Annotated in this window: 16 protein-coding genes; 8 read left to right on the top strand and 8 right to left on the bottom strand. The window is 56.1% G+C overall.

Features of this window, described 5'->3' with window-relative positions; genetic code table 11:
* Positions 1–128: 128 nt before the first annotated feature.
* The 4 genes from rsmG to asnC all read right to left on the bottom strand — a co-directional run bounded on the left by rsmG (position 129) and on the right by asnC (position 4,135).
* The gene (gene rsmG / locus SOM48_RS16540) at positions 129–752 is read right to left on the bottom strand and encodes a 16S rRNA (guanine(527)-N(7))-methyltransferase RsmG (protein ID WP_042717098.1); all 624 of its coding nucleotides are present in this window, start codon (positions 750–752) and stop codon (positions 129–131) included.
* 95 nt (positions 753–847) lie between these two features.
* Positions 848–2,737 (bottom strand): tRNA uridine-5-carboxymethylaminomethyl(34) synthesis enzyme MnmG, encoded by a 1,890-nt coding sequence (gene mnmG, locus SOM48_RS16535; RefSeq protein WP_320512335.1) that lies wholly within the window; start codon positions 2,735–2,737, stop codon positions 848–850.
* Between the two features lie 372 nt (positions 2,738–3,109).
* Positions 3,110–3,559, bottom strand: coding sequence for an FMN-binding protein MioC (gene mioC / locus SOM48_RS16530; RefSeq protein ID WP_076769278.1), 450 nt, complete (start codon positions 3,557–3,559; stop codon positions 3,110–3,112).
* 117 nt (positions 3,560–3,676) lie between these two features.
* On the bottom strand, positions 3,677–4,135 hold the full coding sequence (gene asnC, locus SOM48_RS16525; protein ID WP_039054911.1) for a transcriptional regulator AsnC: 459 nt from the start codon (positions 4,133–4,135) through the stop codon (positions 3,677–3,679).
* Positions 4,136–4,285: 150 nt separating this feature from the next.
* On the opposite strand from asnC, the gene asnA reads away from it, so the two are divergent.
* Positions 4,286–5,278 carry an aspartate--ammonia ligase gene (gene asnA, locus SOM48_RS16520; RefSeq protein WP_054803522.1) on the top strand — a complete coding sequence of 331 codons (993 nt, stop codon included), beginning with the start codon at positions 4,286–4,288 and terminating at the stop codon, positions 5,276–5,278.
* Here asnA and viaA read toward each other — a convergent pair.
* Together viaA and ravA are read right to left on the bottom strand one after the other, a co-directional pair.
* Positions 5,275–6,726, bottom strand: a complete 1,452-nt coding sequence (viaA, locus tag SOM48_RS16515; protein WP_320512334.1) for an ATPase RavA stimulator ViaA — start codon at positions 6,724–6,726, stop codon at positions 5,275–5,277. The genes asnA and viaA overlap by 4 nt on opposite strands.
* Positions 6,723–8,216: an ATPase RavA gene (gene ravA / locus SOM48_RS16510; RefSeq protein WP_124971052.1), complete on the bottom strand. Its 1,494-nt coding sequence runs from the start codon at positions 8,214–8,216 to the stop codon at positions 6,723–6,725. The genes viaA and ravA overlap by 4 nt, the downstream gene beginning before the upstream one ends.
* 223 nt (positions 8,217–8,439) lie before the next feature.
* Between ravA and kup the strand changes: the two genes are divergently transcribed.
* The 7 genes from kup (at position 8,440) to rbsR (ending at position 16,369) form a co-directional block, all read left to right on the top strand.
* The gene (gene kup / locus SOM48_RS16505; RefSeq protein WP_076769276.1) at positions 8,440–10,308 is read left to right on the top strand and encodes a low affinity potassium transporter Kup; all 1,869 of its coding nucleotides are present in this window, start codon (positions 8,440–8,442) and stop codon (positions 10,306–10,308) included.
* Positions 10,309–10,511: 203 nt separating this feature from the next.
* Positions 10,512–10,931: a D-ribose pyranase gene (rbsD, locus tag SOM48_RS16500; protein ID WP_042711919.1), complete on the top strand. Its 420-nt coding sequence runs from the start codon at positions 10,512–10,514 to the stop codon at positions 10,929–10,931.
* 7 nt (positions 10,932–10,938) lie between these two features.
* Positions 10,939–12,444 (top strand): ribose ABC transporter ATP-binding protein RbsA, encoded by a 1,506-nt coding sequence (gene rbsA / locus SOM48_RS16495; RefSeq protein WP_128483949.1) that lies wholly within the window; start codon positions 10,939–10,941, stop codon positions 12,442–12,444.
* Positions 12,445–12,449: 5 nt separating this feature from the next.
* On the top strand, positions 12,450–13,415 hold the full coding sequence (gene rbsC / locus SOM48_RS16490; protein WP_042711909.1) for a ribose ABC transporter permease: 966 nt from the start codon (positions 12,450–12,452) through the stop codon (positions 13,413–13,415).
* Positions 13,416–13,441: 26 nt separating this feature from the next.
* Positions 13,442–14,332: a ribose ABC transporter substrate-binding protein RbsB gene (rbsB, locus tag SOM48_RS16485; protein ID WP_076769274.1), complete on the top strand. Its 891-nt coding sequence runs from the start codon at positions 13,442–13,444 to the stop codon at positions 14,330–14,332.
* Positions 14,333–14,443: 111 nt separating this feature from the next.
* The gene (gene rbsK, locus SOM48_RS16480; protein WP_320512646.1) at positions 14,444–15,373 is read left to right on the top strand and encodes a ribokinase; all 930 of its coding nucleotides are present in this window, start codon (positions 14,444–14,446) and stop codon (positions 15,371–15,373) included.
* Between the two features lie 12 nt (positions 15,374–15,385).
* On the top strand, positions 15,386–16,369 hold the full coding sequence (rbsR, locus tag SOM48_RS16475; protein WP_319552005.1) for a ribose operon transcriptional repressor RbsR: 984 nt from the start codon (positions 15,386–15,388) through the stop codon (positions 16,367–16,369).
* Here rbsR and mdtD read toward each other — a convergent pair.
* The gene (gene mdtD / locus SOM48_RS16470) at positions 16,361–17,764 is read right to left on the bottom strand and encodes a multidrug transporter subunit MdtD (RefSeq protein WP_320512333.1); all 1,404 of its coding nucleotides are present in this window, start codon (positions 17,762–17,764) and stop codon (positions 16,361–16,363) included. The genes rbsR and mdtD overlap by 9 nt on opposite strands.
* Positions 17,765–17,774: 10 nt before the next feature.
* The gene (locus tag SOM48_RS16465) at positions 17,775–18,464 is read right to left on the bottom strand and encodes a FadR/GntR family transcriptional regulator (RefSeq protein ID WP_128483948.1); all 690 of its coding nucleotides are present in this window, start codon (positions 18,462–18,464) and stop codon (positions 17,775–17,777) included.
* Between the last annotated feature and the right edge of the window lie 328 nt (positions 18,465–18,792).

Genomic DNA, 18,792 nt, shown 5'->3' with positions numbered 1-18,792 from the left:
AAAGCGACGTTAAATGTCAGATAAATCCTGGTTAAATTTAAGTTAAATGTAACCGGAAGTATCACTCTTTTTTGTCGCCTTTTTTAACATTCACGCAACAGCATCAATGCAACATTTTTTGATAAAAATTAAACTTTGTTTGCTTTAACGATAACCAGATGGCGCTCGCCTTCGAGGTGCGGAACCTTTAATTCGACAATCGACTCCACGGCTAAGCCCGCAGGTAGCAGCGCAATCTCATCTTCCGGCAGCTGTCCTTTCAGGGCATAAAAACGACCCGCATCGCCCGGAAGGTGGTGGCACCAGCTCACCATATCGTTCAGTGAGGCAAAAGCGCGGCTAATTACACCGTCAAAAGGCGGCTCAGCAGGGAAGTCCTCGACGCGGCTCTGCACCGGCTCGATATTGGTCAGCTTCAGCTCATGCTGCACCTGGCGCAGGAAGCGAACGCGCTTGCCGAGGCTGTCGAGCAGCGTGAAGTGGGATTCCGGACGCACGATGGAGAGCGGGATACCAGGCAGGCCAGGGCCGGTGCCGACATCGATAAAACGCGTTCCCTGCAGATGCGGCGCGACGACGATGCTGTCGAGGATATGGCGCACCAGCATCTCGTTCGGGTCGCGAACCGAGGTGAGGTTGTAGGCTTTGTTCCACTTGTGCAGCATTTCAACATACGCCACCAGCTGCTGTTGTTGCTGATCGGACAGCGAAATGCCGGCTTCGGCCAGCAAACGAGAGAGTTTATTGAGCACAACGAATACCTGTTGAGAGACGACATGGCGAATAGCGCGATGCTTATCCGCCTTTTAGCGTTATCAGGCCCGCCGTGCGGGCCTGAGTGATACGGTTATGCGCTGCGGCGCAGCATCCCTTGCTTCTTCAGCCACACCAGCAGAATGGAGATTGCCGCTGGCGTAATACCTGAGATCCGCGAGGCCTGACCGATGGAAGAGGGTTTGTGATCGTTAAGCTTCGCGATCACCTCATTCGACAGGCCGTTTACCTGGCGGTAATCAAGGGTCGCCGGCAGGATCGTATTCTCATTGCGCTGCTGCTTTTCGATCTCATCCTGCTGACGGCCGATATAGCCTTCGTACTTCACCTGGATTTCAACCTGTTCCGCAGCCTGCTTATCTTCTAAGCCCGGTGCGAACGGCGTCAGCTGCACCAGCTGCTCGTAGGTCATCTCCGGGCGACGCAGCAGATCTTCGCCGCTGGCTTCGCGGGACAACGGTGCGGTCAGCTGTGCGTTAACGATCGGCGCATGTTCAGAAGCCGGTGATACCCACTGGGATTTCAGGCGCTGACGCTCGCGCTCAATGCTTTCCAGTTTCTCGTTGAAGCGCGCCCAACGCTCGTCATCCACCAGACCGAGCTCGCGACCCGCTTCGGTCAGACGCAGATCGGCGTTATCTTCACGCAGCATCAGGCGATACTCCGCGCGGGAGGTAAACATGCGGTAGGGCTCTTTGGTGCCCAGCGTGCAGAGATCGTCCACCAGTACGCCCAGGTAAGCCTGATCGCGACGCGGTGCCCAGCCCTCTTTATCCGCCGAGTAGCGCCCGGCGTTCAGACCTGCCAGCAGCCCCTGCGCGGCAGCTTCTTCGTACCCGGTAGTGCCGTTGATCTGGCCAGCGAAGAAGAGGCCGCTGATATATTTGCTCTCAAGCGTCGGTTTCAGATCGCGCGGGTCAAAGAAGTCATACTCAATGGCGTAGCCCGGACGAACAATCTTCGCGTTTTCCATCCCCTGCATTGAGCGGACGATCTGCATCTGCACATCGAACGGCAGGCTGGTAGAGATGCCGTTCGGGTAAATTTCGTTAGAGGTAAGCCCTTCCGGCTCAAGGAAGATCTGATGCTGGTTGCGATCGGCAAAGCGCATCACTTTATCTTCGATCGACGGGCAGTAGCGCGGGCCGATCCCTTCGATCACGCCAGCATACATCGGGCTGCGATCGAGGTTATTGCGGATCACCTCATGGGTCTTTTCGTTGGTGTGCGTGATGTAGCACGGTACCTGGCGCGGATGCTGAGCGGCATTGCCCATAAACGAGAAGACCGGCATCGGATCGTCGCCGTGCTGCTGTGCCAGCACGCTGAAATCGATGGTACGCGCATCAATTCGCGGCGGCGTACCGGTTTTCAGACGGCTGACGCGCAGCGGCAGTTCACGCAGACGGCGGGAGAGCGGGATCGACGGCGGATCGCCTGCACGGCCACCGCTGTAGTTATCCAGCCCGATATGGATCTTGCCATCCAGGAAGGTGCCGACGGTCAGTACTACCGCTTTTGCGCGGAACTTCAGCCCCATCTGGGTAACGGCACCAACCACTTGATCGTTTTCGACGATCAGATCCTCAACCGCCTGCTGGAAGATCATCAGGTTCGGCTGGTTCTCCAGCGCAGTGCGTACCGCCTGGCGATAGAGCACGCGATCCGCCTGAGCACGGGTAGCCCGAACGGCAGGGCCTTTGCTTGCGTTTAGTATCCTAAACTGGATCCCGGCATGATCGATCGCTTTCGCCATCAGCCCGCCCAGTGCATCCACTTCTTTAACCAGGTGTCCTTTCCCAATACCGCCGATCGCCGGGTTGCAGCTCATCTGCCCCAGGGTGTCGATATTGTGTGTCAAAAGCAGAGTCTGCTGACCCATACGCGCTGCAGCCATGGCGGCCTCAGTGCCTGCATGACCCCCGCCAATGATGATGACGTCAAAAGGATCCGGATAAAACATGGTGGTATGCCTCGCCTGAGCGGTTAGAAAGTGAATTTGTGGCCGGGCCGTGGATTCTACTCAACTTTAGTCCAGTGAGAAAGACTCCGGATCCCGGCTATTAAAAAGAAGATCTTTATATAGAGAGATCTGTTCTATTGTGATCTCTTATTAGGATCGCGATGTCTTGTGGATAAGCCGGATCATCGCTTTAAGATCAGTTCATTAGGAAGGATCATTAACTGTGAATGATCGGTGATCCTGCAACGTATAAGCTGGGATCAAAAGGGCTAGTTATACACAGGGCGGATCGGTGAGCAGAGTTATTCATTGGATAACTACCGGTTAATAAGCGCTTTTAAGCCTAGTTATCCACTGCTGATCGCACGATCTTTACACAATATTGAGCAATTTAATCCAGGATCCCAGCCACTCTTCGGCCGGATCCTCCGGAATATCGTGATCGAGGATGTTGATCTTCAGCGTTTCACCGATCTGTTTGGCACCGTTTTTCTTCAGTCCGGCTTCCATTTTTTCGATCGCCTGACAAAAGGTGTCATATTCACGGCTGCCGATACCGATCGCGCCAAAGCGAATCTGCGACAGATCCGGGTTCAGTTCATCAAGCTCTTCATACATTGGCAGCAGGTTATCCGGGATATCGCCCGCGCCGTGGGTGGAAGTGACCACCAGCCAGAGCCCCTGCTGCGGCAAATCCTCTAATAACGGCCCATGGAACGTAAAGGTATTGAACCCGGCTTCCTCCAGCTTTTCAGCCAGATGTTCTGCCACGTATTCCGCACCGCCAAGGGTGCTGCCGCTAATAAGAGTAATGTCTGCCATGAATCCGCTCCGTTTTAGTCGCCCTGCGACGACAAAGTGGGGCGTATTGTACGCTGTGAATGAGCTGGGATCTACCTGTGGACAATGCGGGTATTGATCGTGGATGAAAACGCCCGGTTACGGGCGGATCGTGCGCATGATGGGGTTTTGCAACGAGATCAATGTCTCGGTGGACTGGATTTCATCAATGGTCTGGATCTTGTTGATAAGTACCTGTTGCAGTGCGTCGATCGAGCGGCACATCACTTTAATAAAGATGCTGTAATGCCCGGTGGTGTAGTAGGCTTCGGTCACCTCTTCCAGACTCTCCAGCTTGGCCAGCGCTGAGGGGTAATCTTTGGCGCTCTTCAAAATGATGCCGATAAAGCAGCAAACGTCGTAACCGAGTTGCTTCGGGCTGACGTCGATGCGCGCGCCGGTGATAATACCCGCCTGCTTCATCTTCTCTACCCGCACATGAATGGTGCCTGGGCTTACGCCGAACTGCTTCGCCAGCTCGGCATACGCCGTACGGGCATTGGCCATTAAGGCTTCGAGGATGCCGCGATCCAGATTGTCGATCTGATAATTTTCCATACGTTTTTCTTATGTAGATTAATGATTCATTCTATTTTAGCCGGTTATTTTAGCGATTCAAAAGCCTGTTGGCCTTTTTAATTGTGGATTATTGAACTGATGCCTGTTTCTGTTGCTTAATTGCAAGCCTACGCAGACAGGAGTTAAAAAATGAAAACCGCCTACATCGCAAAACAACGCCAGATCGCCTTCGTGAAATCCTTCTTCTCTCGCCAGCTGGAAGAGAAACTGGGCCTGATTGAAGTACAGGCACCGATCCTCAGCCGGGTAGGGGATGGCACGCAGGATAACCTGTCGGGTTGCGAGAAAGCGGTACAGGTCAATGTGAAGACGCTGCCGGATGCCCGCTTTGAGGTGGTGCACTCGCTGGCAAAGTGGAAACGTCAGACGCTGGGGCAACACGATTTCAGCGCGGGCGAAGGGCTTTATACCCATATGAAAGCCCTGCGACCCGATGAAGATCGCCTCTCTCCCATTCACTCCGTGTATGTGGATCAGTGGGACTGGGAGCGCGTACTGGGTGACGGTCAGCGCCAGCTGGCGACCCTGAAATCGACCGTTGAGGCGATCTGGTCCGGGATCAAAGCGACTGAAGCCGCGGTTAGCGAAGCGTTTGGTCTGGCACCGTTCCTGCCAGAGCAGATCCACTTCGTGCACAGCGAAACGCTGCTCAGCCGCTTCCCGCACTTAGATGCGAAAGGGCGCGAAAAAGCGATCGCCAAAGAGCTGGGCGCCGTCTTTCTGATGGGGATTGGCGGCAAGCTTAGCGACGGCAAGCGTCACGATGTTCGCGCGCCGGATTATGATGACTGGAGCACGCCAGCCGAAGCCGGTTTCAGCGGCCTCAACGGCGATATCCTGGTGTGGAACCCGGTGCTGGAGGATGCGCTGGAGCTTTCATCGATGGGGATCCGCGTTGACGCCGAAGCGCTGAAGCGCCAGCTGAAACTGACCGGCGATGAAGAGAGGCTGCAACTTGACTGGCACCAGGCGCTGCTGCGTGGTGAGATGCCGCAAACCATCGGCGGCGGCATTGGTCAGTCGCGCCTCACCATGCTGCTGTTACAACTCTCGCACATCGGCCAGGTGCAGTGCGGCGTATGGCCCGCCGCCGTGCGCGACGAAGTTGCCGGCCTGCTTTAACGCCGCCAACGGCGCAGCAAGCGGCTGCGCATCCCGGTATCAAAGCGCCAGATATGGTCAAAGATGCGCATGATGCCGGGTTTACCGTGGGCTGACATCGCCACCGCGTGAAAGCGGTGTTGATGCAGCTGTTGCAGCTCCTTTACCTTACCGATCACCTCGTCCGGCAGCCGCTGGGCGATAAAATCAGAGATCATCACCGCGTCGGCGTCATACCATTCGCCGCCCTGCATCCGCTCAATCACCGCACGAAAGCAGCTCGCCAGATCGGTGCCGCCGCGAAAGCGCTGGCTCAGAAAGCGGATCGCCTGCTCCAGCCCGCTATCGCAGGTCAGTTCATAACGCACCACTTCGCTGGAGAAGAGCATAATAAAGCAGCGCCGTTTGTCCGCCAGCGCCACGCGCATCAACGCCAGGCAGAAGGCTTTCGCGCACTGTTCGTTGAATCCGCCCATGGAACCCGAGGTGTCGACGCAGACGATAAATGGCCCGCGCGGCTGCTCATCGAAATCCTGATGAATCACCGGACGTTCAGTGATCTTTTCGTGCCAGGCATCGCCGTGAAGCCGGTAGGTCAGCAGTTGTTTCTCCACCAGCCGCCGGTAAAACTCATACTCCAGCTCGGTAATGCCGAGGGTCGCCAGCTCAGGCGGCAGCAGACGCAGAATATCGTCACTTTGATGCAGGCCATCGACTTGCTCCGGCACCGTTGACGGCTCGCGCACCAGGCTGCGGAAGGTCTCCATCGGAGCATCTTTGCGCGGCACCGAACGCGCCTCCCGCGAACGGCCCAGCTGCTCTGCCAGTTGCTGGAGTTCGGGCTGCTCTTTGAGGAAATCACCATATTTGACGATCAGCTGGTAATCACCGCGTTTAAGCTGCCCGGCGCTCATATCCCATAACCTGCCGGCCGCGTTCTCATTTTCAATCAACACCGGTTCAAGCTGGCCGCTGAGGGTCATGCGTGCCTGCACTTCACTCAGCAGTTGTTCGCGCTCCTCCTCCAGCAGTTGCTGGTTAAAGGCGGTAGTTTGCACCACCAGGCTCAGACGCCAGCGCTGAAGAAACAAGGTATGCAGGGCCGGGGTGAAGGCCGGGTTATCAGTAACCATCTGGCGAGCCTGCGCCGCGAACGGGGATTGAACTTTATCGAGCAGGGCCAGTGTTTGTGGCAGCTGAACGGTAAACTGCGAGGTGGAGAGCAGCTGGCTCTGCTGAAAGGCGAGCACCTCTTCCGCCAGGGTTTTGGGTACTTCCGCCTCTTTAAGATGCTTTTTTAGCGCTTCGCGCCAGCGCGGCAGATCTTCCGTAATGGCATGCTTGAGCTTGGGAAACTTTTCAAAAAAGATCGCCAGCTGCGGCGAAGCGAGTAAGAGGATAATAAGATCCTCTATCAACGCCTCTTCGCTGATGGTCAGCATCACATTGAGCGTATCAAGTGGGATCATTGACGCGCCTGTTGGATCTGCGCTCTGACATCCTGCAGGCTGGCTTCAATGCGACCCAACCAGTCGCTGGAGATAAACAGACACTTCTGCTGTTCGCTAAAGCGGGTGTGCTGCTGGTGCCAGGTGGTGTCCAGCGCCTCCAGCTGCTGCCTGATCTCATCCGGCACGTTCTCTGACGCTGTGCCCGGCAGCGCCAGGCGCGAACTCTGCAAACTGACATCGCGCACCAGCAGGTGCTGGCTGGCATCCACTTCCATATTAAGCGGCTGGGCAAAGCCAATGCCGTTAAGTTTGCCGCGGATCTCACCCCCTTTCGTCAGCCACTGCTCCAGCGCGCTGCGCTCAAGGGTAATGTGGATAACGTTGAGATCGTGCAGCTTCAGCGGTTGCTGTAGCAGAAGCGTCAGCACCGGCTCGGTCAGATCCGCAGGAAGTTCATAATGGGGGCGACGACTGAACATGCCGCCCTGGCGCTCCACTCTAAGCGCGGTTTTATCGCTTTGCTGCTGCTGAAGTTGCAGGTGTCGCTGGGCTATCGCACTCAGCTGCGTCACCATCGCCTGCTGCTGCCAGGCGTGCCCGGTCATCAAAACATCAAGCTGCTGTTGCAGCAGGCGCAGGCTTTCCGCGTCGTGCCACAGGCAATCTTTCAGCAGGATCAGGTCGATGGGCGCCACCGCGTCGCGGCCGCTGAACAGGGCACTGGCCTGCAACAGGCGAATCGCTTTTTTCCAGCGCCGGTCGGAAACATACGGCGCGTTCGGCAGGGTATCGAGCTGCTGGCGCAGGGTGTAAATCAGCTCAAACACCGGTTCCGGCAGCGCCACCTGTGAAATGTCATGCTGCCAGCGAACGTACTCTTCGTCGGTGATTTGCAGCTCTGCCGGTACCGGGTTTTCACTCTCACTCTGCTGGCTGATAAGCATTGAGCGGAAGTTGCTCTTCTCCTGCACTTTGTCGAGCCAGAGACGAATCAGCATGCGGTCATAGAGCGCTTCGAGGCTGCTGTCCGCTTCCGGTAGTTCGTTAGAGGCCGCCACCAGCAAGCGCATCGGAATGTGATCTTCGCTGGCACCGTTACGGAAACGGCGTTCGTTAATGGCGGTCAGCAGGGTGTTAAGGATCGCCGGGCCAGCTTTCCAGATTTCATCCAGAAAGACGATTTCCGCTTCCGGTAAATAGCCGCTTGTGAGACGCTCATAGCGCCCTTCATCTTTCAGCGCCTGAATGGAAAGTGGGCCGAAAACCTCTTCCGGCGTGGAGAAACGGGTCATTAAATATTCAAAAGCGCGGGCATTTTTAAAGGCGAATTTCAGGCGGCGGGCAATCAGGCTTTTGGCGATACCCGGTGGACCCAGCAAGAATACGCTTTCGCCGCTCAGGGCGGCCAGCAAACAGAGCCTGATCGCATGGCTGCGCTCAAACAGGCCTTTCTCCAGCGCGCTGCTGAGGCGGGAAATTCTTTCTGCTAATAGATGTAAGTGAGCCATAATGAATCTGCGTCCTTTCGCCGTGGTTTCCGGCTTGTCAGAGCGATTATAAACGTTCCTGAAAGTGCCTGTAATAGACTGAAGAACGGCTTTGTTTTCATTGAGCCAGATTAATGTGGTTGCATTTAGGGGTACGATTCCGTCGATAATCGTGCATACTGTGCGCTTTTTGTGGGCCAAGGGACTAAGCACACATAATTGCATTCAATCAAAAGATTAGTCTATGAGCACTGATAAGAAACAATCGTTACCCGCGGTCACTCTCGCGGCAATTGGGGTTGTCTACGGTGATATTGGTACCAGCCCACTCTATACACTGCGTGAATGTTTATCTGGCCAGTTCGGCTTCGGCGTTGAGCGCGATGCCGTCTTTGGCTTCCTGTCGCTGATTTTCTGGCTACTGGTTTTTGTCGTCTCGATTAAGTACCTCACCTTCGTAATGCGGGCGGATAACGCCGGTGAAGGCGGGATCCTGACGCTGATGTCGCTGGCCGGACGTAACACCTCCGCCAGGATGACGTCGGTGCTGGTGATTATGGGCCTGATCGGCGGCAGCTTCTTCTATGGCGAAGTGGTAATTACGCCCGCCATCTCGGTGATGTCGGCCATCGAAGGCCTTGAGATTGTCGCCCCCTCCCTCGACACGTGGATTGTGCCCCTTTCCATCGTGGTGCTGACGCTGCTGTTTGCGATTCAAAAACATGGCACCGGGCTGGTGGGCAAACTCTTCGCGCCGATTATGCTGGCGTGGTTTTTGATTCTGGCGGTGCTCGGCGTGCGCAGCATTATTGCCAACCCGGAAGTGCTGCAGGCGCTTAACCCGATGTGGGCGGTTAACTTCTTCTTGCAGTACAAAGCCATTTCGTTTGTTGCCCTCGGTGCGGTAGTGCTCTCTATTACCGGCGTGGAAGCGCTCTACGCGGATATGGGCCACTTCGGTAAGCTGCCGATCCGCGTGGCGTGGTTTAGCGTGGTGCTGCCATCGCTGGTGCTGAACTACTTTGGCCAGGGCGCGCTGCTGCTGAAAACCCCCGAAGCGATTAAAAACCCCTTCTTCCTGTTAGCCCCTGAATGGGCGCTGATCCCGATGCTGATTATCGCCACGCTGGCGACGGTGATTGCCTCGCAGGCGGTCATTTCCGGTGTCTTCTCCCTGACGCGCCAGGCGGTACGCCTTGGTTATCTGGCGCCGATGCGGATTATTCACACCTCGGAGATGGAGTCCGGGCAGATCTATATCCCGTTTATCAATTGGCTGCTCTACTTCGCGGTCGTGCTGGTGATCGTCAGCTTCGAACACTCCAGCAATCTGGCGGCGGCATACGGCATCGCCGTTACCGGCACCATGGTGCTGACCACCATGCTCTTCACCACCGTGGCGCGCAAAAACTGGCACTGGAATAAGATTCTGGTCGGCATGCTGCTGCTCTTCTTCCTCTGCATCGATGTGCCGCTCTTCTCGGCGAACCTCGATAAAATTGTCTCCGGCGGCTGGCTGCCATTGAGCCTCGGTCTGGTGATGTTCCTGGTGATGACCACCTGGAAGAGCGAGCGTTTCCGCCTGCTGCGCCGCATGCATGAGCACGGTAACTCGCTGGAAGCGATGATCGCTTCACTGGAGAAATCGCCGCCGGTTCGCGTGCCGGGAACAGCGGTCTATATGTCCCGCGCGCTGAACGTCATTCCCTTTGCGATGATGCATAACCTGAAGCACAACAAGGTGCTGCATGAGCGTGTGATCCTGCTGACGCTGCGTACTGAAGACGCGCCTTATGTGCATAACGTTCGCCGTGTGCAGATTGAGCAGCTTTCACCTACTTTCTGGCGCGTAGTGGCAAGCTACGGCTGGCGTGAAACGCCGAATGTCGAAGAGGTGTTCCACCGCTGCGGGCTGGAAGGGCTGAGTTGCCGGATGATGGAGACCTCCTTCTTTATGTCCCACGAGTCGCTGATCCTCGGCAAACGTCCGTGGTATCTGCGTCTGCGCGGCAAGCTCTACCTGGTATTGCAGCGCAACGCCCTGCGCGCGCCGGACCAGTTTGAGATCCCACCTAACCGGGTTATCGAACTCGGTACACAGGTCGAAATCTGACACCTCTCAAACCCCTCCCTAAGAGGGGTTTTTGCTCTCATTTGCTATAAATTTACCTTAAGAGAGTCGCGCTGCTTTTTTCGCCACTCTGTTGAGCGAAACGTTTCGATTTCGATCACACTTCTTCAATCACGCGATAGTTTTCAGAACATTCTTCGTACTACACTGCCGTCAGCGAAACGTTTCGCTCATGGAGCAAAAATATGAAAAAAGGTTGTGTTCTGAACGCTGATATTTCGTCTGTCATCTCTCGTCTTGGTCATACCGATACGCTGGTGGTGTGTGATGCCGGGTTGCCGGTGCCGCGCAGTGCGCAACGCATTGATATGGCGTTAACCCAGGGCGTGCCTTCCTTTATGCAGGTGCTGGAAGTGGTGACCGCGGAAATGCAGGTTGAGGCCGCAATCATCGCGTCGGAGATCAAGCAGTTGAATCCGCAGCTCCACGAAACGTTGCTCACTCACCTTGAGCAGCTGCAGCAACATCAGGGGAATACCATCGAAGTGCGGTATGTTACGCACGAACAATTCAAAAAAGAGACCGCAGGTAGTCAGGCGGTTATTCGCAGCGGGGAGTGTTCCCCGTTTGCGAATATCATTCTCTGTGCCGGCGTCACCTTCTGAGGCGATCATGGACGCATTACTGCAACTTAAAGGCATTGATAAATCCTTTCCCGGCGTTAAAGCGCTCTCTGGCGCGGCGCTGAACGTCTATTCCGGCCGCGTGATGGCGCTGGTCGGCGAAAATGGCGCCGGAAAATCGACAATGATGAAAGTGCTGACCGGCATCTACAGCCGCGACGCCGGTTCGCTGCTCTGGCTGGGTAAAGAGACCACCTTCAGCGGGCCAAAATCCTCTCAGGAAGCGGGCATCGGCATTATTCACCAGGAGCTGAACCTGATTCCGCAGCTCACCATTGCTGAGAACATCTTTCTTGGCCGCGAGTTTGTTAACCGCTTCGGCAAAATCGACTGGAAAAAGATGTTCGCCGAAGCCAACACGCTGCTGGCCAAACTCAATCTGCGCTTTAAAAGCGATCGCACGGTAGGTGAGCTCTCCATCGGCGATCAGCAGATGGTCGAAATCGCCAAAGTGATGAGCTATGAGTCGCAGGTCATCATTATGGATGAGCCGACCGATGCGCTGACCGATACCGAAACCGAGTCGCTGTTTCGCGTGATCCGCGAACTGAAAGCGCAGGGGCGCGGCATCGTCTATATCTCTCACCGTATGAAAGAGATCTTCGAGATCTGCGATGACGTTACCGTGTTTCGCGACGGGCAGTTTATTGCCGAGCGCGAAGTGGCAACGCTAACGGAAGATACGCTGATTGAGATGATGGTAGGCCGCAAGCTGGAAGATCAATACCCGCGTCTGGACAAAGCGCCGGGCGAGGTGCGTTTGTCGGTCGATAATCTCTGCGGGCCGGGGGTTGATAATGTCAGCTTTACGCTGCGCAAAGGCGAGATCCTCGGCGTGGCCGGGCTGATGGGCGCCGGGCGTACGGAGCTGATGAAAGTGCTGTATGGCGCACTGCCGCGCACCAGCGGATATGTCACCCTCGACGGCCATGAAGTGATCACTAAAACGCCGCAGGATGGGCTGGCGAACGGCATTGTCTATATCTCCGAAGACCGCAAGCGCGACGGGCTGGTGCTCGGCATGTCGGTAAAAGAGAACATGTCGTTGACCGCGCTGCGCTACTTCAGCCGCACGGGCGGCAACCTTAAGCATAAAGAAGAGCAGCAGGCGGTAAGTGATTTTATTCGTCTCTTCAATGTTAAAACGCCATCAATGGAGCAGCCGATCGGTCTGCTCTCCGGCGGTAATCAACAAAAAGTGGCGATTGCGCGCGGTCTGATGACTCGCCCGAAAGTGCTGATCCTCGATGAGCCTACGCGCGGCGTGGACGTCGGGGCGAAGAAAGAGATTTACCAACTTATTAACCAGTTCAAGGCCGATGGCCTGAGCATCATTCTTGTTTCGTCGGAAATGCCGGAAGTGTTGGGCATGAGCGATCGCATCATGGTGATGCATGAAGGGCATCTCGGCGGGGAATTCACGCGCGAGCAGGCCACTCAGGAAGTGTTGATGGCTGCCGCAGTGGGCAAGCTTAATCGTGTGAATCAGGAGTAAGAGAGATGACTACCCAGGCCGTTTCTGGTCGCCGCTATTTCAGCAAAGCGTGGCTGATGGAACAAAAATCGCTGATCGCCCTGCTGGTGTTGATCGCCATCGTTTCGACCATGAGTCCCAACTTTTTTACCGTCAATAACCTGTTGAATATTCTCCAGCAGACCTCTGTGAACGCCATTATGGCGGTGGGCATGACGCTGGTGATCCTGACCTCGGGAATCGATCTGTCCGTCGGTTCTCTGCTGGCGCTCACTGGTGCGGTCGCCGCTTCGCTGGTGGGTATGGAGGTGAATGCGCTGGTGGCGGTCGCCGGTGCGCTGGCGCTGGGCGCGGCGGTGGGTGCTGTTACCGGCACCATCGTCGCCAAAGGCCGCGTGCAGGCGTTTATTGCCACACTGGTGATGATGCTGCTGCTGCGCGGCGTGACGCTGGTTTACACCAACGGCAGCCCCGCCAATACCGGCTTTACCGCTAACGCCGATATTTTTGGCTGGTTCGGTATCGGTCGCCCGCTCGGCGTGCCGACCCCGGTGTGGATCATGGCTGTGGTCTTTATTGCCGCCTGGTATCTGTTACATCACACCCGTTTGGGGCGCTACATCTATGCGCTGGGTGGTAACGAAGCGGCGACGCGTCTCTCCGGTATCAGCGTCGATAAAGTCAAAATCATCGTCTACTCCCTGAGCGGCCTGCTGGCCTCGCTGGCGGGCATTATTGAAGTTGCGCGTCTCTCCTCAGCGCAGCCGACCGCGGGCGCGGGTTATGAACTGGATGCGATTGCCGCGGTAGTGCTGGGCGGTACCAGCCTTGCCGGCGGGAAAGGTCGTATTGTTGGGACATTGATCGGCGCATTGATTCTTGGCTTCCTCAATAATGGCCTGAATTTGTTGAGCGTTTCTTCCTATTACCAGATGATCGTTAAAGCAGTGGTGATTCTGCTGGCGGTGCTGGTAGACAACAAAAAGCAGTAATTCCCTACACAACAGGACTCATGAACATGAACATGAAAAAACTGGCCACTCTGGTTTCTGCTGTTGCCCTGAGCGCCACGGTAAGTGCGAACGCGATGGCGAAAGACTCTATCGCTCTGGTGATCTCGACACTGAATAACCCCTTCTTCGTCTCGCTGAAGGATGGCGCGCAGAAAGAGGCCGACAAACTGGGTTATGACCTGGTGGTGCTGGACTCGCAGAACAACCCGGCGAAAGAGCTGGCCAACGTCCAGGATTTAACCGTTCGCGGCACCAAGCTTCTGCTGATCAACCCGACCGATTCCGATGCGGTCGGTAACGCCATCAAAATGGCTAACCAGGCCAAAATCCCGGTCATTACCCTCGACCGCGTTGCCAGCAGCGGTGAAGTGGTAAGCCATATCGCCTCTGATAACGTGCTCGGGGGTAAAATTGCCGGTGATTACATCGCCAAGAAAGCGGGTGAAGGCGCGAAAGTGATCGAGTTGCAGGGCATTGCCGGGACCTCCGCCGCGCGCGAGCGTGGTGAAGGTTTCCAGCAGGCTGTTGCTGCGCACAAATTCAAAGTCCTCGCCAGCCAGCCGGCAGACTTCGACCGCACTAAAGGCCTGAACGTGATGCAGAACCTGCTGACCGCGCATCCGGATGTGCAGGCGGTATTCGCCCAGAACGATGAGATGGCGCTTGGTGCGCTGCGCGCGCTGCAGACCGCGGGCAAAAGCGACGTGATGGTGGTCGGTTTTGACGGTACGCCGGATGGTGAAAAAGCGGTTAACGACGGCAAACTGGCTGCTACCGTTGCCCAGCTGCCTGAGCAGATTGGCGCGAAAGGCGTTGATACCGCAGACAAAGTGTTGAAAGGCGAAAAAGTTTACGCTAAAAATCCGGTTGACCTGAAGCTGGTCATCAAGCAGTAACAGAACGTTCAGGCTCGATGTACGTTCTGTCAGCCTGAGGGACAAGGTAATAAAAGAAAAGCATGGCACGCGCCACCGTTCGCGGTGGCGCACTTTATGGACACGCTCATCATGAAAACCGCAGGCAAACTCGTCGTTCTTGGCAGTATCAATGCCGATCACATTCTTAACCTTGAATCTTTCCCGACACCCGGCGAAACCGTAACCGGCAACCACTATCAAGTTGCGTTCGGCGGCAAAGGGGCCAATCAGGCCGTCGCAGCCGGACGCAGCGGCGCGGATATCGCGTTTATCGCCTGCACCGGCGATGACGATACCGGCGCGCGGGTGCGTAAGCAGCTCGCCAGCGACAACATTGATGTGGCACCCGTCAGCGTGGTTGCGGGTGAGTCGACCGGCGTGGCGCTGATTTTCGTTAACGGCGAAGGGGAGAATGTCATCGGTATTCATGCCGGCGCTAATGCCGCGCTCTCCACCGAACGCGTGGCTGAGCAGCAGACGTTAATTGCAGAGGCGTCGGCACTGTTAATGCAACTGGAATCACCGGTTGAGAGTGTGCTGGCGGCAGCCCGTATTGCTCAGCAGAACCAGACTACGGTCGCGCTTAACCCCGCGCCCGCCCGGCAACTCTCCGATGAGCTGCTGGCGCTGGTGGATATCATTACCCCTAACGAAACCGAAGCAGAAAAACTCACCGGCATCGCGGTTTCCAGTGATGAAGATGCGGCGCGTGCCGCGCGGGTGCTGCATGATAAAGGCATCCGTACGGTCATCATTACTCTCGGCAGCCGCGGTGTGTGGGCCAGCGTAAACGGTGAAGGCAAGCGCGTACTGGGTTTCAAGGTGAAAGCCATTGATACTATCGCCGCGGGCGACACCTTTAACGGCGCGCTGATGACTGCGCTGCTGGAAGAGAAGCCGCTGGATGAAGCGATCCGTTTCGCCCATGCTGCGGCGGCTATTGCCGTGACACGCAAAGGGGCGCAGCCTTCTGTTCCGTGGCGTAATGAGATTGATGATTTTCTCGCTCAGCAGGGGTGACGCGTGGCCACCATGAAAGATGTTGCCCGCCTGGCGGGCGTTTCTACCTCTACCGTCTCCCACGTTATTAATAACGATCGCTTTGTCAGTGAGGCGATTCGCGAGAAGGTGGACGCCGCGATCACGTCGCTGAACTATGCGCCTTCCGCGGTGGCGCGCAGCCTGAAGCTTAAACAGACGCGCACGATTGGGATGCTGATCACCGCCAGTACCAACCCTTTTTACTCTGAGCTGGTGCGCGGGGTGGAGCGCAGCTGCTTCGAGCGTGGCTACAGCCTGGTGTTATGCAATACCGAAGGCGACGAGCAGCGGATGAACCGCAATCTGGAAACGCTGATGCAAAAGCGCGTCGACGGGCTGCTTCTGCTCTGCACCGAAACGCATCAACCTTCGCAAGTCATCATGAGCCGTTACCCCTCGATTCCTACCGTGATGATGGACTGGGCGCCGTTCGATGGCGACAGCGATCTGATTCAGGATAACTCGCTGCTGGGCGGCATGATGGCGACGGAGTATCTCATTCATAAAGGGATGACGCGTATCGCCTGTATTACCGGCCCGCTGGATAAAACGCCCTCCCGGCTGCGACTGGAGGGGTACCGCGAGGCGATGGCCCGCGCCGGGCTAACGATTCGCGAAGGCGACGAGATCGAAAGTGATTTTGAGTTCGGCGGTGGCCTGACGGCGATGCAGCGTCTGCTGGCGATGGATGAGCGCCCGCAGGCGGTGTTTATCGGCAATGATGCGATGGCGGTGGGCGCTTATCAGGCGCTCTACCAGGCGGGGCTGTCGATCCCGCAGGATATGGCGATTGTCGGTTACGACGATATCGAGCTGGCGCGCTACATGACGCCGCCGCTCACCACCATCCATCAGCCAAAGGATGAACTGGGTGAGCTGGCGATTGATGTGCTGATCCACCGTATTGCCGACCCGAGCCTGCAACAACAGCGTCTGCAACTGACACCGGTCTTGATGGAGCGCGGCTCAGCCTGATTTTTTGTGGCGCTCCTTGATCAGGTTGCGGCCATCTTTCGCCTTCAGCAGCATAAAGGTTAAAGCGGAGACCACCGTTACTGCGCCCATCGTAATAAAGGTGTAGTGGAACTGCTCAACGGTGTTGGTTCCATCAACCCCTTCATAAAAACGCAGCACCGCTGCGCTCACGGCTACACCCAGGCTTATCGACAGCTGCTGCGTTACCGCCAGCACGCTATTGCCACTACTGGCGTTTTCATCCGTTAAGTCGGCAAGAGAGATGGTGTTCATGGCGGTAAATTGCGTCGACATCGCCATGCCTAATATGAACAGCGGCAGCACCAGCATCCAGATCGCCATCGCCTGGGTTTGCAGGGCGAACTGCGCAATCATCACGCCAATAAAGAGCGTGACGCCAACCAGCGTTTTGCGATAGCCAAACCAGCGCAGGATCTGCGTGACGGTCGATTTCGCCAGAATGGAGCCCAGCGCGGTCGGTGCCATCATGCAGCCAGCAATTAGCGCCGGATAGCCAAAGCCAACCTGCAACATCAACGGCATTAAGAAAGGAACGCAGCCGGTACCGAGGCGCGAAGCGATATTCCCGGCGATGCCGACGGAGAAGGTGCGGGTCTTAAACAGGTTGAGCGAGATGAGCGGCGTCGGGTGGCGGCGGGCATGGCGAATATAGAGCAGCAGCAGGGCGATGCCGCTGAAGATGATGCTAAGGGCAAGCCAGGTTTCTACCACTTTCTCGCCGAACAGCTCCATCCCGCTGGAGAAGAGCACCAGGCTTAAGCCGAATAACAGGAAGCCCCACATATCAAAGCTGCGGCGCGGCGTGGTGAAGTTCGGCATATATTTACGCGCGTAGAGCAACCCGGCGACACCAATGGGAATATTAATCAGGAAGATCCAGTGCCAGGTTGCCCAGGTAACCAGCACGCCGCCCATTACCGGACCAAGAATCGGCCCGACCAGCCCCGGCATGGTGACAAAGTTGAGCACCGGCAGTAATTCACTGCGCGGATAGGCGCGCAGCAGGGCGAGGCGCGCGACTGGCATCATCATCGCCCCGCCAATCCCTTGAATCACGCGGAAGACAACCAGCATGCCCAGGGAGTTGGAGAGGGCGCAGGCCAGCGAGCCGAGGGTGAAGAGGCTGACGGCTAACATAAAGATACGCCGCGTGCCGAAGCGGTCGGCCAGCCAGCCGCTGACGGGGATCAGCATCGCGACGGTCAGGGTGTAGCTAATGATGGCGGACTGCATCGCCAGCGGCGAACGGTTAAGACTTTGCGCAATAGCGGGGAGGGCGGTGTTAAGGATGGTGGCGTCTAGCGCCTGCATAAAAAAGGCCATCGCGGCTATCCACGGCAGCCCGGCCATACTGCGCCCTTTCTTCTTTGTCATACTCATTCCTTTAATTAGGCGAATTCAACAATCTCTGGCACGCCTGAAACGCACTATCCCCGTCGCTTTCCTGAATCGCATCGACGATAGCCTGGTGAAGATCCAGCTTAATCACTTCGTTTTCAGTAATAGAGGTGAAGTAAGTATGGTAAACCGAGTGGAAAAGTGTGGCGAAAGACATAAGGAAAGGATTACCGCTCATGGTGTAGATATGTTCATGCCACGCCATGTCCACCTCTATCCAGCGTTCCCGGTTAAATGCCTTCTTCAGACACACCATCTCTTCCATTAATGTATTCAGATATGCCTTTTGCTCGGCGCTTGCCAGTACAGCAGCGAGAAGACAAGCCTGCGGCTCGAGGCTGGCGCGCATAACGAGAAAGTGTTGGATCACTTCCTGGAAATTGTCTTCGCTCATCCACCATGAGAGAAGCTCCGTATCAAGGAAGTTCCAGTTCCCCTTCGGCATCACGCGCGTGCCGATGCGCGGGCGGGGTAAGACCATGCCCTTCGCGGTTAATGTCTTTATTGCCTCTCTCACTGCGGTACGGCTTACGCCAAACGTCTCACCGAGCTCCATCTCGCCGGGCAAAATGGCTCCCGGCGCGTACTCTCCTCGCAGGATCTGCTGCGCCAGTTTCTCGGCTATGACCCAGGAGATGTTTTTCTGCGCGGCAAGTTGCTGTGCGTTTAAAGGCATTTCTCACTTCCTTCTTCTTTATTTCACTCGGTAGTATGCCATTCGATATCTATAAGTGGTGGTAAAAACAGCGATACCCGCTATTTATGCCGCTTTTAACCGCACTTTGTTGAAAAAAAACACGGTTGAAAAGTTTTTTGAAATTAGGGGTTGTCAGCAGGAATTAACTCCCTATAATGCGCCTCCACTGACACGGCACAACGGCAAACACACCGGCCTGTCAGGTGAAGAATTCTGAAAATAATCAGTTGACTTCACAGCGGGAAAGCGTAATATGCACACCCCGCGCCGCTGCGAAAAGCGAAGCGGCACTGCTCTTTAACAATTT

This window comes from Kosakonia sp. CFBP8986 (assembly GCF_034044935.1).
GTDB lineage: Bacteria > Pseudomonadota > Gammaproteobacteria > Enterobacterales > Enterobacteriaceae > Kosakonia > Kosakonia cowanii.
Note: the sequence above shows the minus strand (reverse complement) of the source record. Positions and strands in the feature narration are given on the sequence as shown.